This is a genomic window from Olleya sp. ITB9, assembly GCF_001315805.1.
GTDB lineage: Bacteria > Bacteroidota > Bacteroidia > Flavobacteriales > Flavobacteriaceae > Olleya > Olleya sediminilitoris.
Genome location: NZ_BCBW01000018.1, coordinates 128,212 through 145,493 on the forward strand (window position 1 = coordinate 128,212; position 17,282 = coordinate 145,493).

Genomic DNA, 17,282 nt, shown 5'->3' on the forward strand with positions numbered 1-17,282 from the left:
GTACAAAACTTATCAAATCAGCACAAAATAAAACTATAACAAATCAAAGATTGTATTGGTATTTAGTGAGCCTTTTATCTAAAAAAATTACTTAAAATCTTTCGATCAACTGCCCATTTTAAATCTCGACTTGCTGATACTATTTTAGCTTCAAATTCATTTAGTTATTCCATATTAATACTGAATTACATTTTATCGATTTAAAGTAAAGTGTCCGCGATAGGTTCTTCCGTTTTGTCTTTCTAGCATAAACCAATAATCATTTGTAGGTAGTCCACTTCCATTATATGTTCCATCCCAACCAATATCAGTGGGACTTAATTGTTTTAGTAATTTTCCGTAACGATCAAAAATATAGATTTTATTATTAGGTTCTCTACTGGAATTTACTATTTGCCATATATCGTTATAACCATCGTTATTTGGTGTAAAAAACCTTGGGTAATATAATAGATATACAGATTCAGTTGTAACACCACAACCATTCTTGTCTCTTACATAAATAGTATATTCATCAATTGTAAGGTTTATAAATTTATTAGAATCTTGATATATAAAACCGTCGAGTGAATATTCATAATCTCCATTTCCTTCAACAAAAACTGTAATTGCATTATCATTTTGTGTCCAATCAACAGTTTCAATATCAGTAATTGTGGCAATATTTGAATTGGTGACTGTTATAGTCTTACTGATACTACAACTTAAATCCCCATAAATGTTAGTTGCTGTTACTTCATATGTCCCTACTGTGTCTATAATAATTGACTGACTTGTTTCTCCTGTTGACCATATATATTGGTCGTATCCTGCATCGGCAATGATGTCTACCGTAGAACCTTCACATATTGGCCATAGGTCATCCATAAGTAATACAGGTTGCTCATTAACGATAATATCGAATTGTGTAGTCGTATAACAACCTGGTGATATGTTATTTTCTAAACGCGCATATATGGTTTGCGGGGTATCTGTATTGGTAAAATTGGAATTAATTGCGTCACTGTCACTTTCAGCATGATTAAGTGATAAATGATAACTAATGGTGTAATCTGTATCTGATAAGCCATTTAAAATAGTTGTATTCTGACTGCTTAAATCAAATAGCTCCTCACCATCGTTAGTGTCATCATCACAGACGGACATATCATCGGGTTGATTAGCGATTGGTAATACATTTACACCTAAAGTAAACGAGGTAATTGCAAAACAATTAGAATTATTTATATTCTGAACTCTGGCGTAAATTGGTTGTGAAGTAGAACTAACAACATAATTATTGGCTAACGGAAATTGGTTGTTCTGCGCATTGTTGGGATCATCAAAATAGATTACTTCAAAAGTTATGCTAGATTGCCCGTTTAAAACTTGAACATCATAATCTGAAAACACAAAGATTGCTTCACCGTCATTGGAAGGATCATCACAAACAAAATCATCCGTTACTGCAAAGGCTTCTGGTTGTTCGCTTACTGTAAAAGTAATTGTCGTTTCATCAAAACAAATAGCACTCAATTGATTTTCCACTCTAACAATTATGGTTTGGGAATCGGTAGTAAATGGATTAGGTAATGGACTTGGTAATGAATTTCCATCTTCGTCAGTATAGGTTACCATCATTCCTGTTTGTCCATTTAAAACAGTAGTCTCTACATTAGACGTATCGAAAGCAAATTGTCCGTCGTTATCATCATCACAGGCTATAAAATCAGGTACAGTATAGGCAACTGCTGCGGCATCTACAGTAAAGGTAATTTGCGTTTCATCAAAACAAGCCCCATCAGGATCTTGTGATGTGCTATTTATGACTCTTGCTGTAATAGTTTGTGTTGCTGTTGTAAATGGATTTGGTAACGGACTTGGTAGTGGATTTCCTAATTCGTCTACATAAGTCACATTCACATTAGTTTGTCCATTGAGTAAAGTGGATTGAATTGTTGTGGTATCAAATTCAAACTGCGTATCACCATCGGCATCACATTGCTCTGCTATAATTACAGAATTGGCAACTGGAACCGTTTCTACATGTAAGGTGATATGGTGTCCTAAGCCCAAACAGTCATTATCCAATGCGCTATCTACACGGATAAAAATATCTTGCATGTTAGGATAATCAATATTTTGATAATTACTAATATCTGCAATAGGATTGGTTTCAGATAAGGCATCAGCTTGATTACGATAATAATTAATGAAGAGTTGCTGCCCTACTGGGAATAGTGCTTGAATTTCGGTATTTACCGAACTAAAATCAAATGTGGCAATACCATTAGTTATATCTGTCTCATCATCACATTGATAGAAGTCTCGTGTGTAGGTATTTGGTATTTGTGTGGTAGAAACTACTAAGTTTACCTGAGCTGTTCTGTGGCAATTATTTGAGTTTTGTATTCGTGCCCAAATTATATCGGTGCTTACGGTTTGGTTGGTGTAGGTGGCTATATTTGTGATTGCATTGTTTTCGCTTTCTGCTTCTGTGGCACTTTCATAAAAGCTTATGGTTTCGTTTAAGTGGTTGGCTGATAGTTCAGCATTAACTTCTGTTAAATTGAATACGGAAAACCCATCCAGATCATCATCGCATTGTCTTAGCGTTACAAAAGGTGTTACTGTAGGGTGTTCAAAAACTATAATACCAAAAGATGTTTGTGCTACACAAGTTAAATTATCGTTATTGACCACTTCCACATAAATCGTCTCTATTTCATTAATGTTTTGATAAGTTGATGGATTTGTAATCTGATTAACTAATCCAAAATCCGTATAGTAATTAACTGTAAAATCTGTTACTGATTGCCCGTTTAAAATAATAGATTCATTTTGTGTTAAATCAAATTCTATTATGCCATCTGTATCTGTTCCTATACTGGTATTATCACAAAAAGATAGGTTTGTAATATTAGTGCTTGGTGTTGGCGATTCAAAAACTTCAATATTGAACGTTGTTGTATCCTCACAATCAATATTATTACTATTTCTTATACTGGCTACTACGGTTTGTGAAGTATAAGCTGTTGTATTAGTATAATTATTTGGATCTGTAATGGGGTTGTTATTTGTATAATCCATCATAGAGGCGTAGTAAGTCACCTCGAAAATAGATAAGCTTTGACCGTTTGAAATATCCAAATCTTGTGTCGTTAAATCAAAATCATAAAAACCATCATTATTATCATCACAGATTAAAATGTCTTGTGGTTGTGTTGCTGTTGGCTGCTCATAAATGGTAATGTACTGGCTGTCAGTAGATGTTTCTGTCCCAGAAGTTACAGTTAAACTTACATTATAATTGCCAGCAGTTGTGTAAGTATGTGTTGGATTTTCTAGATTTGAAGTATTTCCATCTCCAAAATCCCACTCCAAGCTATCATAAGTAGTAGGGGTGTTGGCGGTAAAGGAGGTCGGTTGTCCCAAACATAAATTATTGACTTGAAACGTCACATTAAAAAATGATTGGATAAATGGTGGCAGCCCTCTTTGAACAATTCTACCTCCAAGATATACTGCATCTGCTTGGTAATTACACGTGACACCAACATTATTTGGTTCATTAATAACATCTAAATGTTGTGCTAACGAATTTGCTATATAAATTTTATCATCAGTAGCTAATTGCAGTGCAGAATATGAATTCGGATTTGACGTAATTAAATATTCAGAATTAATTATATCCGTAGGTGATCCTGCCTCTAGATTGTACTGATAAACACCATCACCTGTAACCGAAATGTACAATACTTTACTGTTTGGTGAAAACTCTACGCCATACGGAGATTGGAAATCAGGCAAATCAAAAAGAGTAATCGGATTAGAAACCACACCTGTACTAGCTTCAAAATCAAATAATTGAGCTTCAGAATAACTAACACTTCTTACTACTGCTAACTTAGTACCATCAGGAGATATTTTAATTTGTCCAACAGAGGCTAAAGCATTACCGCTTCCCCCTACAAAAGACCCTACGCCACTACTCACAGGAATATTATTAACACCCGTACTACTTACATTGTAAGCAATAAATTGATTACCACCCCATCTATGACTTACGACCCAATACTCATTTGAAACTGAACTCTTAATTGCTGTTAGTTTTTCAGTAACTGGAGTAGCTAACTGAATATTTTTATTTGCAGTGATTGCTCCTAATCCAGAATCTAAAGACATATCAACTTCCGAATATTGCAAACCATTAGAACCAGTTTGAGCATCTACAGTGAAGATGTAGTAAATATTAGAATCATTAGGTTTAGGTACAATTAATGCAGAATGTGTACTGGAAGTACCTCCATTTAATCCTGTACCATTAGGCATCACTAAATGATTTGTATTCCAGACTGTTATACCATCTGAGTAGAATAGTAAATTACCATTAGCATCAGAAATAGTGGAGCATCCTTCAAGCGTGTTTAATTGCCCATCCAATAATGCGACAGGGCTACCAGAATTAAAATCTAAACCTGCATTTTCTCCAAAATACCAAATGTTGGCTTCGTTTTGAGTTAAGCCAATATTTGATATTAAAAGTACTATTAAAAAGAACCAAAACCTCCTCATCATCAAATCTCATTAAATTATTTACCAATCTAAACCAATAACATATTCTAAGTTAATATTTGTTTCTTGGATTGTGACAGAACTTGGTTGTGTATCTGTATAATTTGACAAAAGAATTATACTTTCAAAAGGTGGTCCGAGCATTAAATCTCCTGCTAAAGTACCATCACCATCATCATCTGCAAATGCAATATAAGGTGTTACTAGCTCTGGATTAATATACAAATTCTCATTTGTAATATTCCAGTTTAGGTTAGTTTCATTTTCTCTTACGGCTGAAGTATACCATAACCAAGAGCTTGTTGGCACACCACTTCTTGTGCCATCAAATACATTAAGCGGTGGTTTTAAAAATGCAAAAAACACATCTGCCAAATGATTTGGGTTACTTGTTGGATATTCACTATCCCAACTATTTCCCATATCAAAGAACGAATTAAGCTGTACATTTTGAAATTGCACAGCATTACCTCTTTCTACAGTAATAGTTACCGTATTATCTGCTATATCGCCTGCTACATTTTTAACTCTAAAAACTATAGTTTTTGAGCCTAAAGTATCAAAGCTAAAATATAAATTGGCTGTATTCCCAAACTGTGTACTAAAACTACTAGGAAATGTAGCGCCATTATCTGTGGAGTAGCTAATTTCATTTATAGTTTCATTAGCAGTAGCTGTTAATGTTACTACTTGGTCTACTACAGCTGTATTTATATCCTGTGATACTGTAACATCAAATGTAGAAACATCGGGATTATCTATGCTTGTCTCGTCATCAGAGCTACAAGCAAAATATAATAATGGTATTAGAAATATTAGTTTTCTCATTTTGAGTATTTTTTAATTTATCTGAAGAATATTAACTGTTGTTATAGTTAGTTAAATTATATTTAATTTCCTGATTATGAGTATTAATGAAATTTAAATATTCAAAAAATGTTGCGTTCTTTAAAATATCATTACTTAATGATTCTATTAAGTTTTCTATATCCTCATCATCATCGATATTTCTATGCTCTTGATCTTTGTAATAAGCTCCTATAGCAGGATACTACGATTGATATTTAACTTTTACAACATCAATTTCTACATTTATTTTTCTTTTACTAAGTTCATTAGATAGTTTATAAGAAAACCATGATAATAATGAATTAGTAATATTTAATGAATATTTTTTATAATTAAATAATTTCTCTAATACCTCTGGTTCAAGTATTTGATAACTTTTTTTCAATGTTCTTAGTATGGTTTAGAATCTTCAAATATTATTTTTTTTAGGTAAATAGCCTAGTTCACTCAAATCATCACTATTCTCAGAATCAATATCAATAACATCAACTAATATTTTTTCATCCACCTTCATTCAAGATACAGTAAAAGCATTCAATGTTTTTACATTTCAAATAATCATATATTCATTACTTGTATTTTTGAACTTAAAAACTCTAAATTCAAACTCGCTATTTTTAGTTTCAATAATGGTCTTTTTTAATTTAAAAGCCGTCATGAAAATTTCTAACCATTTATCTAGCATTTTTTTATTATGCAATTTCAGTATTTTCATTTTCAATTATTTTTTTTACCAAACGTTGATCTATTTCAAAATCTTTAGATTCTATATGTATTAAAAAATCATTTGGAAGTTTCATATTATGTTCTTGTACATAATGAATCAACCACTTTGGCCATATCCAATATCCGTCTGATAAATATAGTGTACTCCCTACAGGTTTATTACATATCTCACACTCTTTTGCTGTAGATACACTAGAGACCTCATATCCATTTCTTAAATACCTTATTATAATATTCTTATTTTTTATTATACCACAATCAAAAAAATCTAAATTAATACTCTCATCATTATTTAATATTACGTTTAAAATATCTTTAATTATATACTTTTTAGTCATATTTTATTTTTGTTAATCTAAAGTTATATTTAATCAGGTAAAAAGCCTCTCCACCTACCTGTAGATTTTGTCCATCTTAATAGAGGTCTTGAAAATGATTGTATACTATGTTGACCTGTTTTAAAAGTATGCAAAAAACCAGTAGGAGCAATGACCCTTTGACCTGTAGCATTTGCCAACTGTTTTGCTATACCATTATCTAAAGCTCCTGCATTGCAAGCACATAATCTAATAGGCTTTTTACTTAATCCTTTTTTTGCTAGGTTGTTAGTGATATCTCCAATGGATGATGCTAAAGATGTTGGCGTACCATGAACTAGAACATCTACATAACCTTTAATTGGTTTCAAAGCGTAAAGGTCATCCGAAACTTTAAGCAATCCTTCAGCACCAGCAACTTTTGATATATTTTTCGCTGCAATTTTTGAACCATACTTTATACCTTGTTTAATTCCAGTTTTAATAGCTCCTTTTACTAAGGATGCTGTTCCAAGAGAACCTACATCAAGAATCAAGCCACCAATTCCAGCAGCAGCTTGCCACCAGTTACCATCTCTAAAGCCTTGGTATATATCTTTAGCGCTACCTACAATTGGTGTAAAATCTGTTACTACATCGGCAACATCACCAGCCGTAATACCTAAGCCACCACTATTTGCCCCACTAGCATTAAACGACTCTATTGGTGTAGTCATAGAGCTGCCCGCCATAGGATCACTGGATAAGCCATCGTAATTGGCGTATTCCACAGGAGCCGCATCTTTTTTACCACCGCCAAATAAGCCTTCAAAAAAGTCGCTTACAGCGTCCGCAGCATTTTGTATGGGTCTAAATATATTTTTAGTAGTCCAATTATCAATATCATTAAACCTTAAACCTTCCCAGTTTATACTTGATAAAATAGATGCTATTGCTGCACCTAAACCTACTTGCTCACCACTAGATAAACCGCCAGTTTCCGTCCCTGAATTATTATATGTTTCGCCACTAGGATCTACATACATTAAAGGGTTATTTAAAACATAACCATATCGGTTATAATTTTGTGTGTTATATGGATCTTGTACAAAATTATCTGGAGATAAAAACCGTTTTAAGTTAGGGTCGTATAAACGACCATTCATGTGTATAAGGTTAACGCCTTGCAAATGTTCGTGCCCTGTATAACCTCTATCTAAAAAGGTTAGTTTATCTAAAGTATTACCGTTACCATCTTCTATTTTTACGGTTTTACCCCAAGCATCAAAATGGCGTTTTTCCTTGGCATTACCATTACCATCTGTAATGAGTAAGATGCTTCCTAAATAATCGCGATGTAAATAGTAATAATCCGCTATATCTCCTGATGATGTAGACTCAGATCTCCAAATAGCTGGCGCATTATAAGCATCTCCACCTATATAGGTTACAAATAAGGTTTTATCTTCATCCTCATCATAACTGATTTCCATACTACCATCATAGGCGTAGTGCTTACGATTATTACGGTTTAATATATCCGTTTCTTCGTCTCCATAAAACATATGAGATCGTCCCATAAACGCATTGTACTGAAAACCAATTTTTTCTTTACCAACTTCGCTAAGTTCTAAAGGCTTTTTAAAAGCATTATATTTAACCTGCTCTAGTCGGTTCTGTTGGTAATATAAGTCGCCTTGATTGTTAAGGCCTATATTACTTACTTGATACGATGTGCCTGAATAATTGTAGCCTCCAACTGTATTGTTAAAGGTTATTCTTCCAAAATCATCATAGGTCATATGATTATCCCCATCATTATCATCAAAACTTATAAGTCTATCTAAGTTATCATACTCAAAGGTTTCAGACCAAGAAAACATGCTATTAGAACGACTATTTAATGTACCTCTTTCTGCATTAAAATCTGTTGCTAATTGCATTAAAACCTGTGAAGTTCCACCTGTGCTTTTAGCAATATTGGTGTTTGATAAATACCCATAAGCATCATAAGACCTACTGTCAGTTATATTATTACCGATGGAAGCAGACGTAAGTTGTCCTCTGCCATTAATACCAGTTGCGTTCCAAATATTATTATTAGTGCTGAAATCCTTAATAGTTTTTAGCACCCCATTTTGGTATATATTTTTCACCTTTTTGGTACTAGTTTTACCATTAGACAATAACTTACCGTAATACATTTCTGTTTCTACTCTTCCAAAGTCATCATACGTTAACTGTCTTGTAAATTGTGCATATGGGTTAGACTCTGAAACATCAGTTAATCTTTGAAAATTATCATATGCATATGTATAGGTACTATTATTACCATCAGCACTGGTCTGCGTTATAGCGTCTACATACTTATATGTTGGATTATACGTGTAATTAATAGTAGTGTTAGGGGTATTATCCCCAGAAATACTTTTACTTATTAGCCTACCTGTAGGTGAATATACATAATCTGTTGCACCCTTTGGTGTGGTCTCATTAAGTGTCTGCCCGAATCCATTATAGTCATACTCATAAGTACCTGCTGAAGGATCTATTAATTTTGTTTTACGACCCCAACCATCTTGTTCAGTAGAAATAACAACACCATTGTAATTTGATGATTTAAGATTTCCATTTCCATAATAGGTGTAATTTATGGTTCCACCAGGATCGGTAACAGATGCTATATTTCCAAATTGATTTCTTACACTGGTAACTGTTTTAACACCATCATCTACTGTAGTTGTTAGATGGTTATAACTAATATTAATAGTACGTCCTGTATATAACGTTTGAGACGTAGGTCTTCCATAACCATCATAAGTGACTTCATTCCATTGCGATGGTGAACTGCCTGAATATGGCTCACTTTCTCTTACTAAACGATCAAGGGCATCATATTCAAACTTTTTATTTATCCAAGCCCCAAGAACATTCTTTTCTTTAATAACAGAAGTCCTTTGTAATTGATCGTACTCTACAATCATTTCGCTACCGTCATCAGCAGCATCTGTAACTGTATAAGCATTATTAGATTCTGTAAAATTGGTTGTAGCTTCTTTACCTAGATAGTCAATAACTTTAACCATTCTGTTCCAAGAGTCATATTCATATGTAGTTTCTTGATTAAAAGGGTTTATTTCTTTGGTTAAGTTTCCGTTATTGATATTGTATTCATAGGTTGTCTCCAAATCCTCAACATCAATAGATTTTGTAATAAAACGACCCGATGAATCATATTCAAATTCTATTTCACGAGATGATTCCCCGTTAGGAGTGGTGGTTTCTTTGATAATATTACCAAAGATATCGTATTGATAAGTCTCAGAGTTAAACGGTGTTCCATTACCTTTAACCTTTCTTTCAATTAATAAATAACCTGAGTAAATAAACTGTTGTTCAGTAGAAAATGTTTCACTACCAATAGTGGTGCTAATAGTCGTATTAGTTGGTCTTCCTATGTGATAGTTAGAGCCTATACTATTTGAATAGCTTATGTTTTGAGTTCTACTACCTCCCATATAAGTGGCTGAAATAGTTTCAGGATTATTATAGGTATCATATTGGTATGTTGTATTCGTATAAGTCCCTTCCAAATAGTTTTCATTTAAACTAGAGTCCATCCATAGTTTAAATACTTTACTACTTGATAAGGATGATGAATACTGGTTTGTGGTTTTACTAATGTAATTAGAGGTTGGTGTATTAAAACTGAAGTAATTCTTCATTGAATAACTTTCTGCCATAACCCCTCTTAAATTAGGGTCGTATTTAGAAACTGAAAATATTCTATCTGAATTACCTGTATGCCAATTACTTTGTGCAATTGCACTAAACCCTAAAAACCCTAATCCTTCGGAGTTGAATACAGCGCCTTTATAGGCAAAAACTCTTTTTGAAAGTACAGTACCAGAATCTAAATACCCATAACGCCTAAAAGCAGATACGACTTTTGTGCTTGGGGCAATCTTTAAGTCTATATTTGGGTAAACTTGATTGTATTCTGCTTGATAAATTTTAGTGTAATATTCATTATTATATTGATCCGGGTCTAAGCTGTTATAATCAATCTCATATTTTACACCATTATTTGTTATTGATTTGAGGAGTACATCTTCTCTATGGTCATGTGTAAATGAAAAATTTGTGACCCACTTATTACTTATAGATGCAAAGTCTAAATTTTTATTAGGTTCACTTGATGTTAAAAAGACGGGAATTGGAAAGTGTTTCAAATTCCCAGTTTTAGTCGAAGTACCTACATAATCAAACTTTATTCGGGTTACTAAACTTGCGTTGTTTATTCCTTGGTTGTTATATACTTTTATGGTTTGCGTACCTTCTGGTGTAGGTATCCAAGGAAGAGGAGAATCATTATACGTGACTGTGTTATACTCAATAATGTCCGTTTTCCCATCTCCATTAACATCTAATGGTACTAAATTATAACCAGAAAGCACACCATTATTACCATTCCAGTTAGTTTTCCTGTATGTAAACGGTTGTGAATATGCCCCCTTAACAAATCGAGTTCCAGTAGAAAGATACATATTAAACATACTACTATTATTGGCTTCAGGATCCATTAAATCAGTTTTACCATCCCCGTTAAAATCCCCCATTATAGGTGGAGCAGTAGTTGTAATATCTGAATCGGTTAATTGCCAAAGTAGACTTAAGTTGTTATTACTATTTAAAGTATAAACGTATATCTTGCCGTTAATAATGTGTGCTAAATCTGTTTTGCCATCTCCGTTGAAGTCTCCTGTTCGTAGTACATAATTCCCGCTTAAATGTAATTGAAGATAGCCTGCAGAATTAGAAAACCCTGATGAAACATCTCTTCTCAAATTAATTAAATAAGCACTCTTATAATTGGATGTATAAGAATAACAAGAATAAGGACAGTTAGAATTTATAGGAGTTAAATCTCTGTTATTATAAGTTTCAAAATCAAAAGGTTTACTTATCTCTAAACTTTCATCAACTTTTCCGTTTTTATTATATTTTTTATCAACATTTCTAGTTTCTTCTAATTGTCCTGATTTTTTTTGAAATCCGATCATGCAAGGGTCATCAATTGAGATAATTTCATCGTCTGGACAAGGGTCTGGATCATCACAATCGCCATGATAATAACAGCTTCTACCAGTATAGGGTTTACCAATTGCCAATACATCTGTTAAGCCATCTCCATCAAAATCTCCAGATATATATTCCATTGGTATGCTACGTTGTGTAGAACTTGTCGGAGAGGATGTATAAGAATAAGTGGGAGCATTCCAAATTTTTGTATAATCGTAACCTATAGGTAATCCTGTTGAAGGCGGTGCCTTAGAATACACTTTAAATCTTACTTGAGTCCCTGATTTCTGAACAATGGTTAATCCTTGCCCAGACAATACCTTATTTTGATGATTTAACTGTCTAGATGGAAAGATTGCTTCAAAAGTTCCAGTGTTAACTTGATTTGCCGAATTAAAACCTCCTACCTGAATATCAGAGAACATCCAAAATTTATTTTTTGGACTTTTTGGATAAACAATAAAATCCATTTTACCGTTACCAGTCATATCCAATGGCACTACTTCTGCATTTCTTTGTTCAATATTTTGCACCGTTAAGTCAGTGGTCAAGTTATTATAAGTTATTAACGAGTTAGAATCGGGATATGAAAAAATAATTGATGAATGAGATTCTGTGTTATCACCACTATATTCGGTTACTCTTGATAATCTTTCATATTCTAAAGTTGTTCTATCTGAACTGTAGTGAGATAAATTATATCTTCTATATCTGACACCATTGCTGTAAGATTCAACGTTTTTGAGAATACGTGACCTAACAATAGAGACATTTTGCACATAAGATTGTTCTAATCTATTTCTTGTACCATAGCCAAATCGAATTTCGTTTATTGGAGTATTAGTACCAAGGCTACCATATTTTATTTTATATATCGATTTACTGTCACCTCCAATATATTCATAACTTATTCTAACACCTTGAGGATTTTGCCAATATGAAATTGAATAACTTAAACGGGATCTTGAATTAGAAGTGTTACCATAATATGCTGTAGAACCATCGGGGTACTTCACTAAAAAGTATGATGGTCCATAAGAGGCTCCATATGGAGAAGTGCCATGAGACGTTATTTTTATATTAGAATACCTTTCCGTTTCGTATTGGGCGCCATTAGCACCATAAGTTCCACTCTTTAAAACCAAACGTTCACCATCCAAAGCAAATCTATCAAGATTATCAAAATCCACGCCATCAATATTATTGTCATGAAATTTAGAAGACGGTATTCTTGTTATTGAAGAAACGCCCTTTATATTCCAACCGTATCCCGCTAGCCCATTTCCTGCTTGACTATTATACCCCAAGAAGATTTCGGGTACAATACCATCTATTCCAGAGGGTACAGCAATTGGGATTTCATAATTTGCACCACCTGTTAATGATACCGATAAATTACTTGGAGTTTCGCCAATACCTGAATTAGAACTTCTACTTTCAAATGAGGCTTCAGTATTTGATTTTTGTTTTGTTTTACCACCCTCAATTGATAAAGCCCCTTCTTCTTTATCGGTTACATCGATTTTTTCATAGGTAAATGTATCTTCTTCAATTAGTATTTGATCTTGTTGTGCATTTATTTTATTTACAAGAGCAAAAAAGATTATTGATAGTATATATATAATTCTTCTCATTTATGGTGCTATTTAGTTTTTGATGATTTGTTCGTTGATTACATTACCATTTGAAAAATGCATATGAATAAAATATGTTCCAGAAGGTAAATTAGACACATCTAATTCTATTTGATTAGTTGGGTTGTTGATATTAATTCTTTTAACTAAAGAACCATTAACACTATAAATATTGATTGAATTTGTTAAATTATAATCTTTACCTGAAAGCTGAATGGTTACTCTGCCATCGGTTGGGTTAGGATAGATAGTATGTTTTACATCTAATACTTCTGTTTCTTCTTTGATTTGTTCTCCAGGTAGAGGCACATCGGTTTGTTCTGCCACAACAACACCTTGTTCTTCTTGCATTTTTACTCCTTCTTCATTAATCATCCTACTTGTAGGTGCTGGTGGTGAACAAAAACCATCCTCTTCACAATAAAAACGTTGTTTTTGATTACCAGCATCATCGTAGCTAAAAATCAGTTTTGAATCTTCGTTAATTTGTAAAAGTTCTGTTATGGTGGGTTCATTCCCTGTAACTGGGTCAATTCTCGGAGCCCAAAAATACTGCCTATCAGAAGTATTGGTGTCATGATAAAGATAAGACCTGTGCCTTACATTAACAGCTGTATTTTTAAACTTGTAATCGGTAATCGTAGCTACTTCTTCACCAGTAAAACCATCATAAATACGACCAAGATTTGTTGTTGAGGTATAACTACTCTTATGCACATAACCAACAATTAAGTACCAGCGATTGAGTTTAGGTAAGTCGCCAGACCAAAAGTATGGATTATTGTTTACTGTTCCATTAAGTCTTAATATGTTATTCGGACTAGCACATCCCAAATAAGTATTACCTGCATTTGAGTTTGTTTTTTTAATCCATACACTAAAACGATGAGTTTCTGTATGATTTATATTTTGATAACTAGAATTCCAACCACCATCAGCGTCACTTGCAGAATCATTTCCGCCTCTCCAAAGTATAACTTCATCACCAACATGATTTCTTCCTAATTCTCTACAATTTTCTGAATCTTGTCCATTTCTAGAAAAACCCGTAACAGATCCACATCCAATAGTCCAAGTTGAATCATCCAAAAGGTTAGTTTCAACTTCATTCAGTCCCAACAAATCAGCAATAGGAGGTTCATTACCATTCACCATTTCCATTCTTGGGCCATAGAAATACTGTCTATCAGATGTATTAGTGTCATAATACAAGTAGGTTCTGTGCCTAGCCAATGTAGCTGTTTCTTTAAACTTATAATCTGTTATATTTACTACTTTAGTACCAGAAACTGGGTCATAAACACCTCCATAACTTAAGTTTGAGTTGTAATTACTTCCGTGTACATAAGCCACAACTAGATACCATTTATTTAATTGTGGTAAATCTCCTACCCAAAAATATGGATTTGCATTATATGTATCATTTAATCGTAAAGAGCCACTATTGTTCGCGTTGAAACCTAAATATGAATGCCCATTGTTAGAATTTGTTTTCTTTAACCAAACTGTAAAACGGTATGTTTCTCCATGATCAATGCTATGCCAACTTGAATTCCAACCACCATCAGCATTACTTACAGCATCATTCACTCCTTTCCATAGGATAGATGAGTTGCCAAAAGGATCTGTTCCAAATTCTCTCACATTTTCAGAAACTTCTCCATTTCTAGAAAACCCTCCAACTGAACCACTTCCTACAGTCCAAGTAGAAGTATCTAATAGGTTTTGTGCATTAGTTACCATAGTACTAGACACAAAGACAAGTAAAATAAAAAGTAGTCTTAAATTCATATTTTAATGTTTAAAAATTAGTTGAAAATCTTGTAAGATTTTAGGGTTCAAAAAAACAAAAAAAATCATAATATTCCAATACCCCCATAGAATTTTACATTTAAAGTTAATTACGGGAAAACCGTAATTAACTTTAGGAAAGATGTTTTCATTTATAAGTACATCCACTTATTAAAAGGTTTTTTGGTCATAATGCTTTATTTTCGATTTCTTTCTCTATTTTAATTTTTGCTCTTTAAGTTAAGAATTAATAGTATATTTTTTTTTATTAATAACTCACCTTAAGTAAAAATAATTTAATTTTTGTAGATTTATATACAGATTATTTGATAAGTTCAATATCTTATACTATAGCGACAGGGATGTCTTCTTTACTTTCTATAAAGCACGACAAAATAACAAGGTCATTATCTACTGGGTTTATGACAGTAAATTTCTATAGAAAAAGGCAAAACCTTATGTTGAAGAATTGAGTCAATCTAAAGAAACCATTATTTTAAGTTTTGATTATTCTATACAAGAAAAGCAATACACAGATAAAAGCAAATTAAACACTTGGTATTATGACCAAGTATTTGGACGATCTACAAAAGGGGGTAATTTTCTAACTGCTTTATTGGAAGTTGGTGGTATGCAATTTACTTGCGGTGTTGAGTTTATCAAAAAAGACATGTTGGTAACCGATGAAAAAACAGAAAACTAAAACGTAAAAGCAGTAAAACTAAAAATAAACTGTTTAGATAGATGTTGCGTAAATGTAGTGGTAAAATGAATTTTGATAATGTTTTGACTGATAGTTGGTTTTCATCAGTGAAAAATTTGATTTGTTGTAAAGAAGAGTTAAAAAATTATTTTATTATTATTTTAAAAAGCAATCGAAAGGTAGCCTTGTCATTAAAACTTCTATTATAAATCTACATATCTTATACGTATCATACGTATGAAAATCTTGTGGATTCTATTTCTCTACTTTCAATAAGCCTATAAACTGTTTCAATTTAGCAATTAAGTAAAATTGAAATTTACTTAACTGCTAAATATGGTTTTGTTTTTAATATTTCCACATTAACAGCATAAGTTTTCACGCTAATAATCTTATTTGATATATCAGCCTCGGCCAACTTCTTTTTCTCTATTTTTTTTTCGAAGTTTATAGTTTTCTAATTGCTTTTATGAGAGTAAAATCGAGTAGTGGTTTTTTGAGCTACAAACAATATCCCACGTTGTTAACATATCTTATTTATCCTGAAAGTCGGACTGCTCATAAGGGTATATAAATGCGATTAACAGGACTTAAGAACCTTTATTTCATACTAATAGCAAATAAAAATATTTGTATCTCATAAGCAAAAACACAAAAAATATACACATAGGTACAAAATAAACAACTATTAAAACAAAATAAAAAGATAAATAAAGGGTTAAATTATAAAAAAACTGAAAATCAATTATTTATATCTGCTATATATTTACTTTGAGGTAGTTACTTGCCAATACAATATTTAACTATCCTTATATCTATTAGCGTTAAGCCGTTTGGGCAACAAATAGGATACAAAAAACACATAAAAAGAGTAAATAAAGAGTAAACATCAATAAATAAAGCAACAAATATAGCATAAAAAAAACCGCTCAATTAGAGCGGTTTCCAAATAAAAACACCAAGCATTAATTAGCTGTACCAGAGCCTAAATAAATACTGTTTGATACTTGACTACCATCAGCAGTAATAAACGCCATAAATAACTCTACCGTATCACCTGCATAAGTTGTAGGGATTGAAACAATTTGAGAACCTACTGTTCTGTCTGCTCCATCAAGTAAAGAAATAGATTCCTTTTTTGATGGATTGTAAACCAATAACATTGCCTTGTCAGTAGCATTTGCGTTACCTTCAGCAGAGTTATCATCCCACCCAAAAGTTACTTCTCCAGCAGTTGCTAAATCAGTCGTCGGGTTTAACGCACCAGATAAACCTCCGCGACTTACTAAAGCGTTTGGATAGTCAACAACAAAGTTTGGTTCTGTACCTGTAATCGCATTATTCAACACATACGACATTGCAGCATTAAATTCTGTTTTCTTAACAGCTAATCCTTTATACCCTAACTTAATAAAAGGCTTTACAGCCTGTAAAAATTCTAAAGTGGCAGTAAACTTCGTTCTTTGGTTTACTTGACCAACAGTTCTTGGATTGGCTACACTTGAAGGTTTAATTCTAATGTAATCAATTCCTTTCCAGCTTCCACCGATAACGTTTCCAACCTTACCTGAAAGCCCTCCTAAAATACCTTGGGAAATTTTACCCATAACATAAATAATTTAAATGAAACATAATTTTCTTCGGACT

The 17,282-nt window shown here is 32.7% G+C and carries 7 protein-coding genes; 1 reads left to right on the forward strand and 6 read right to left on the reverse strand.

The window, feature by feature from the left end:
* Window positions 1-192: 192 nt before the first annotated feature.
* The 5 genes from ITB9_RS15880 to ITB9_RS04700 form a co-directional block, all read right to left on the reverse strand.
* On the reverse strand, window positions 193-4,557 hold the full coding sequence (locus tag ITB9_RS15880; RefSeq protein ID WP_082396051.1) for a T9SS type B sorting domain-containing protein: 4,365 nt from the start codon (window positions 4,555-4,557) through the stop codon (window positions 193-195).
* 18 nt (window positions 4,558-4,575) lie between these two features.
* Window positions 4,576-5,382, reverse strand: coding sequence for a hypothetical protein (locus tag ITB9_RS04680; protein WP_054851348.1), 807 nt, complete (start codon window positions 5,380-5,382; stop codon window positions 4,576-4,578).
* A 713-nt stretch (window positions 5,383-6,095) separates the two neighbouring features.
* The gene (locus tag ITB9_RS04690; RefSeq protein ID WP_054851350.1) at window positions 6,096-6,467 is read right to left on the reverse strand and encodes a hypothetical protein; all 372 of its coding nucleotides are present in this window, start codon (window positions 6,465-6,467) and stop codon (window positions 6,096-6,098) included.
* Between the two features lie 29 nt (window positions 6,468-6,496).
* Complete coding sequence (locus ITB9_RS04695) at window positions 6,497-13,141, reverse strand: RHS repeat-associated core domain-containing protein (protein WP_054851351.1); 6,645 nt, start codon at window positions 13,139-13,141, stop codon at window positions 6,497-6,499.
* A gap of 12 nt (window positions 13,142-13,153) precedes the next feature.
* Window positions 13,154-14,932, reverse strand: a complete 1,779-nt coding sequence (locus ITB9_RS04700; protein WP_082396054.1) for a T9SS type A sorting domain-containing protein — start codon at window positions 14,930-14,932, stop codon at window positions 13,154-13,156.
* Between the two features lie 469 nt (window positions 14,933-15,401).
* Here ITB9_RS04700 and ITB9_RS04705 point away from each other — a divergent pair, with 469 nt between their 5' ends.
* Complete coding sequence (locus ITB9_RS04705) at window positions 15,402-15,635, forward strand: hypothetical protein (protein ID WP_054851353.1); 234 nt, start codon at window positions 15,402-15,404, stop codon at window positions 15,633-15,635.
* Window positions 15,636-16,600: 965 nt separating this feature from the next.
* Here the strand turns inward: ITB9_RS04705 and ITB9_RS04710 are convergent.
* A complete protein-coding gene (locus tag ITB9_RS04710) occupies window positions 16,601-17,242 on the reverse strand; it encodes a DUF6266 family protein (protein WP_054851354.1) in 642 nt (213 codons plus the stop codon).
* Window positions 17,243-17,282: the final 40 nt, after the last annotated feature.

What these genes read in the sequence shown, in the direction of transcription:
- ITB9_RS15880 (WP_082396051.1), bottom strand. Translation starts at nt 4,557, where the DNA reads ATGATGAGGAGGTTTTGGTTCTTTTTAATAGTACTTTTAATATCAAAT.
- ITB9_RS04680 (WP_054851348.1), bottom strand. Translation starts at nt 5,382, where the DNA reads ATGAGAAAACTAATATTTCTAATACCATTATTATATTTTGCTTGTAGC.
- ITB9_RS04690 (WP_054851350.1), bottom strand. Translation starts at nt 6,467, where the DNA reads ATGACTAAAAAGTATATAATTAAAGATATTTTAAACGTAATATTAAAT.
- ITB9_RS04695 (WP_054851351.1), bottom strand. Translation starts at nt 13,141, where the DNA reads ATGAGAAGAATTATATATATACTATCAATAATCTTTTTTGCTCTTGTA.
- ITB9_RS04700 (WP_082396054.1), bottom strand. Translation starts at nt 14,932, where the DNA reads ATGAATTTAAGACTACTTTTTATTTTACTTGTCTTTGTGTCTAGTACT.
- ITB9_RS04710 (WP_054851354.1), bottom strand. Translation starts at nt 17,242, where the DNA reads ATGGGTAAAATTTCCCAAGGTATTTTAGGAGGGCTTTCAGGTAAGGTT.